Origin of the sequence: Candidatus Frankia nodulisporulans, from assembly GCF_902806475.1 — a bacterium.
Lineage (GTDB): Bacteria > Actinomycetota > Actinomycetes > Frankiales > Frankiaceae > Frankia > Frankia umida.
The window spans coordinates 1-3,889 of the sequence record NZ_CADCWS010000330.1 but is presented as its reverse complement, the minus strand read 5'-3'; the positions used below and the strand labels follow the sequence as shown (position 1 = coordinate 3,889).

The following is a 3,889-nucleotide window of genomic DNA, read 5'->3' as shown; positions in this document are numbered from 1 at the left end:
ATCTGTCACCGGGAAACCCCCTGATCGTTGTCGCATGGCATTCATGTCCGGCCGCCGAAGCACGCCGTGGGCCGCGATCCGCCGACGACCGGCAACGACCGATGTCGGCCCGCGACCGCCGGTGGTGTACGACCACGGGCGGCGACCTACTTGGCCGGGAGACGCTGCGCGGCGTCGAGGCGGATTTTCTCGCCGTTGAGGTACGGATTGCGCACGATCGCCTCGACGAGACGCGCGAACTCCTCCGGCCGTCCCATGCGGTGCGGAAAAACGATGCTGCTGGTCAGCTTGTCCTGCAACTCCTGGCGGGCGTTCAGCATCAGCTCGGTGCCCATCGTGCCGGGCGCGATCGCGCACACCCGGATGCCCACCGGGGCGAGGTCACGGGCCAGCGGCAGCGACATGCCGAGGATGGCCGCCTTCGCCGCGGCATAGGCGACCTGCCCGGCCTGTCCCTCGAAGCCCGCGAGTGAGCCGGTGTTGATCACCACGCCGCGCTGGCCGTCCTCGTCGGGGGTGTTGGTGGCCATCGCGGCGGCGGCGAGCCGGGTGACGTTGAAGGTGCCGACGGTGTTGATCGCGATGATGCGCTGGAAGGTCTCCAGGTCGTGGGGCGTGCCGTCCCGACTGACCGTGCGGGTCGGCCGGCTGCCCCCACCGGCCACGTTGGCCACGATCGACAGGGTGCCGGCGGCGCGGGCCGCGTCGACGGCCGCCTGGACGTCGTTCGCGTCGGTGACATCGCCGGCGACAGCGGTCGCGGCCGGCCCGAGGTCGGCCGCCGTCGCCTTCGCCCGTTCGGCGTCGCGATCGAAGATGACGACCGCGACGCCGAGCCCGACGAGATGGCGGGCGGTAGCGCCACCCAGTCCGCCGGCCGCGCCGGTCACGACTGCCGATGCTCCAGTGAGATCCACGTTTCGTCGTCCCTGGTTCGTGAGGATGAGCCGAGTGAGCCGAGTGAGCCGGATGAGCCGGGTGAGCCGGGTGGCGTGGCCGGGTCAGCGGGTGGGCTGGGGCAGGCCACCGACGAGGTCGAGGCAGCGCTGGCGGTCGGCCAGGGTGGCGTCGGGCAGCACGGTCGTCTCGTCCGCCGGTGGATCCAGATAGAGCGATTCCGACGTGATCAGGGGCCCGTCACTCGTGACGAAGAAGGCGAGCGGCCCCACGGTGCGGCGCAGGCCACCGGAGGGCGCCGCGGTGAGCGTGACCAGAAAGCCATGGCCGGCGACGGTGGTGTGGTCGGCCACCAGGGACTCGAGGCGCAGCCACATGAGTGCGCCGCCGGGAGCGGCCCCGAGCCGTTGGATGCTGGCGACCAACTGGTCGCGTCCGCTGGTCAGGGTCTTTCCGCCGACGTGGGTGACGAGGGAGAAGTCGGGCGCCAGCGTCGCGGCGACCCGGTCGGCGTCCCCGACGAGCTCGGCGATCAGACGTTCCCGGAAAACGACGAGGTTCCCCGCCTGCGGGGCCGCGGCCAGCTGCTCGTCGATCAGGCGGAACGCCGACAGAAGATCGCTTTCCTCGGGCTCCACGGTGGTCATCCTGCCTCTTTCGGCTCGCACGCGCGTCTCGGGCGGCTACTGTGAGTCGCCGACTCGCGGGACCGCCGGAGACATCCGCCCTACAGGTGTCGAGACGAAGATGCCACATTGTGTCGCGGTAGGACAGTCTTGCATTTTTGTCTGCTCCGCGAGATCGCTGGGGGGTGCGGCGACAGCGCTGAGCCACGAACGAACGGCTAGCCCAGGTCGGTCGAGGTGCGCTGCAGGGTGACCGTGGCCAGGGTGAGGAGCAGATCGTCGGCGCCGGCGTCGACCACCGTCACCGACACCACGCAGTGATCGCCGACGTCGCGCAGGATCTGTCCGACCGTGCGGGCCGGGCCGGACCGTAGCTGCGCGAGGAAGTGCATCTGCAGGTCGATGGCCACGGCGCCGGGGCACATCGCCTCGGCGGCGGCTTCGACCAGCGCGGCCTGCGCCCCGCCAAGGATCGTCCCGATGCTGTTGGTGACGTAGGGGGTGCGGTGCAGCTCGAACTGCCCGGTGGCGGCGTCCAGCGGTTGGGCGCCCAGGGCGTCCTGGATGTGGTCCGCCGGCCGCTCGACGACGTGGTCGGAGGATCGGATCGTGCCGACCCACTTGCCGGGGTCGTAGTCGTCCATGCCGGGGGCGGAGACCCGGGGGAGGCGAGCGAACGTCACCAGCGCCCGACCCGCTCTGGTCAGGCCCTCGACGTCGGCGCCCAGCCGGCCGGCCGGGGTGGCGTCGCCGAGCATCCGGTGCAGTTCGTGCGGATCGTCCACACCGTGCGCGTCGTAGATGTCGGACTCCGCGACGGCGACCTTCTTGCCGGCCCGGACAAGCCGGCTGTCCACGACGACCGGGCCGTCCATGATCCGGCCTCCGCCGTACACCGAGATGTCCTGCGTGGCGGTCCAGTCCGGCCGGACAGCGATCATCGTGGGGTGCGAGGTGCTGACGTCGACCAGATGCAGGATGGCCGCCGTGGAGGCGAAGCCGGCCCGGGAGCGGACCGCGCCGGTCAGCGGCGCGATCGCCAGGCAGCGGCGCGCGGAGATCAGCAGCTCACTGGCCGCGAGATTCGAGGCGAAGTGGTCGGTCGGTACCCCCGGCTCGTCGCTGGCGGCCCGGCCCGCTTCCGCCACCCCGTCCGCGACGGCGTCGGCGGGCGCCGTGGGCGCGGGGATTCGACTGGTCACGGCGAGATCGGCAGGCGGGGGAGCCTCGGCGGGCATGGTCAGAGCTCCACTGCGCCACCGACGGGCGCTGGGTTGCGGGTTCATGTGACGCTACCGAGGTTCGGTGCGAGATTCCTTCGACCGGTCGGTGATGCCCCGGTGGGGCATCTCACGTACGGTGCGCCGGCCCGCCCGGCGGCCGACCCGGCAATTCCTGTTGAGGTATAAAAGCAGACATAAGACCCATCTGGCAGCGCAAGCGAGCGCGAGGCCGGGTTCTCCCGCGCAAGAGTGGCGTCGGCGGACGACGTTCGTCCTACTGTGGGCCACGCCACGTGGCTGTGCGGCCGCGGGCGGGGGGAGCCGGTTCTTGTTCGGGTTCGAGCTGCAGACGCAGAACGTCTTCGTGTCGAGGTCAGGGGTCGCCGACATCGGCGAGCGGGAGGTCGTCTACCACCATCCGGTCGGCCTGACCCTGGAAGGCGACGAGACACATCTGCTCGGCGCCACCTCGGAGCTGGAGTTCGTGACGAAGCCGTTCGCGGACGAGCGGTCGGCGCGCGCCGCGCTCACCGTCGCCGCCCGGATCGCCGCGAAGCTCGCCGAAGGCGGCCAGCGCGACATCACCTTCGACCAGAACACCGAACCTTCGACCAGAACACCGAGTTCGAGGGCGGCACCTGGCTGCGCAGCGGCACCCTGCGCATCACCGACCCGACCTTCGGCGCTCAGGCCCAGGCCACCGTCGGCATTCCACTCGCGAAACTGCCGACGTTCTTCCAGGCCGTTCTGAACCGTACCCGGCACGCCAGCGACATCGACGATCTCGGCGCCTGGTCAAAGCTGTTGGAATGGCCGTCCGGGCCGTCCCCCAAGGCGCGCGGCTTTCTGTGGGCCTGCCAGATGTTCCTGTTCTCGGCGACCGCCGTGCCATTGTCCCGGTTCGTCGACCCGGTGAAACAGACGATGCCCGACGTCACCAACAAGATCTTCGACTTCACCGACACCGCCTTCACCCAGGACGTCCACGCCGTGGCGTTGAAACTGCCGGCCGAGAAGGTGCCGGAGAAAACCCTCGTCCTGGTCAACGCCGACTCACCGAAATCCGCGTTCCTGGCCCTGCACCGGACCGACTTCCACGCCATGTACCAGGCCCTGCCGCGGTTCGACCGTGATCTGCTCGCC

At 70.3% G+C, this 3,889-nt stretch carries 4 protein-coding genes and 1 pseudogene; 2 read left to right on the top strand and 3 right to left on the bottom strand.

From position 1 onward, the window contains the following. Positions 1–146: 146 nt before the first annotated feature. From G6R24_RS19105 to G6R24_RS19095, 3 genes are all read right to left on the bottom strand, one after another. On the bottom strand, positions 147–917 hold the full coding sequence (locus G6R24_RS19105; protein ID WP_163550563.1) for an SDR family NAD(P)-dependent oxidoreductase: 771 nt from the start codon (positions 915–917) through the stop codon (positions 147–149). A gap of 84 nt (positions 918–1,001) precedes the next feature. Next, a complete protein-coding gene (locus G6R24_RS19100) occupies positions 1,002–1,544 on the bottom strand; it encodes a nuclear transport factor 2 family protein (RefSeq protein WP_163550562.1) in 543 nt (180 codons plus the stop codon). A 197-nt stretch (positions 1,545–1,741) separates the two neighbouring features. Then, positions 1,742–2,725 (bottom strand): hypothetical protein, encoded by a 984-nt coding sequence (locus G6R24_RS19095; RefSeq protein WP_225438741.1) that lies wholly within the window; start codon positions 2,723–2,725, stop codon positions 1,742–1,744. A 349-nt stretch (positions 2,726–3,074) separates the two neighbouring features. On the opposite strand from G6R24_RS19095, the gene G6R24_RS19090 reads away from it, so the two are divergent. After that, entirely contained in the window at positions 3,075–3,497 is a 423-nt protein-coding gene (locus G6R24_RS19090) for a hypothetical protein (protein ID WP_163550561.1), read from the top strand. A gap of 53 nt (positions 3,498–3,550) precedes the next feature. Then, positions 3,551–3,889: pseudogene (locus G6R24_RS19085) on the top strand (hypothetical protein); the annotation flags it as partial.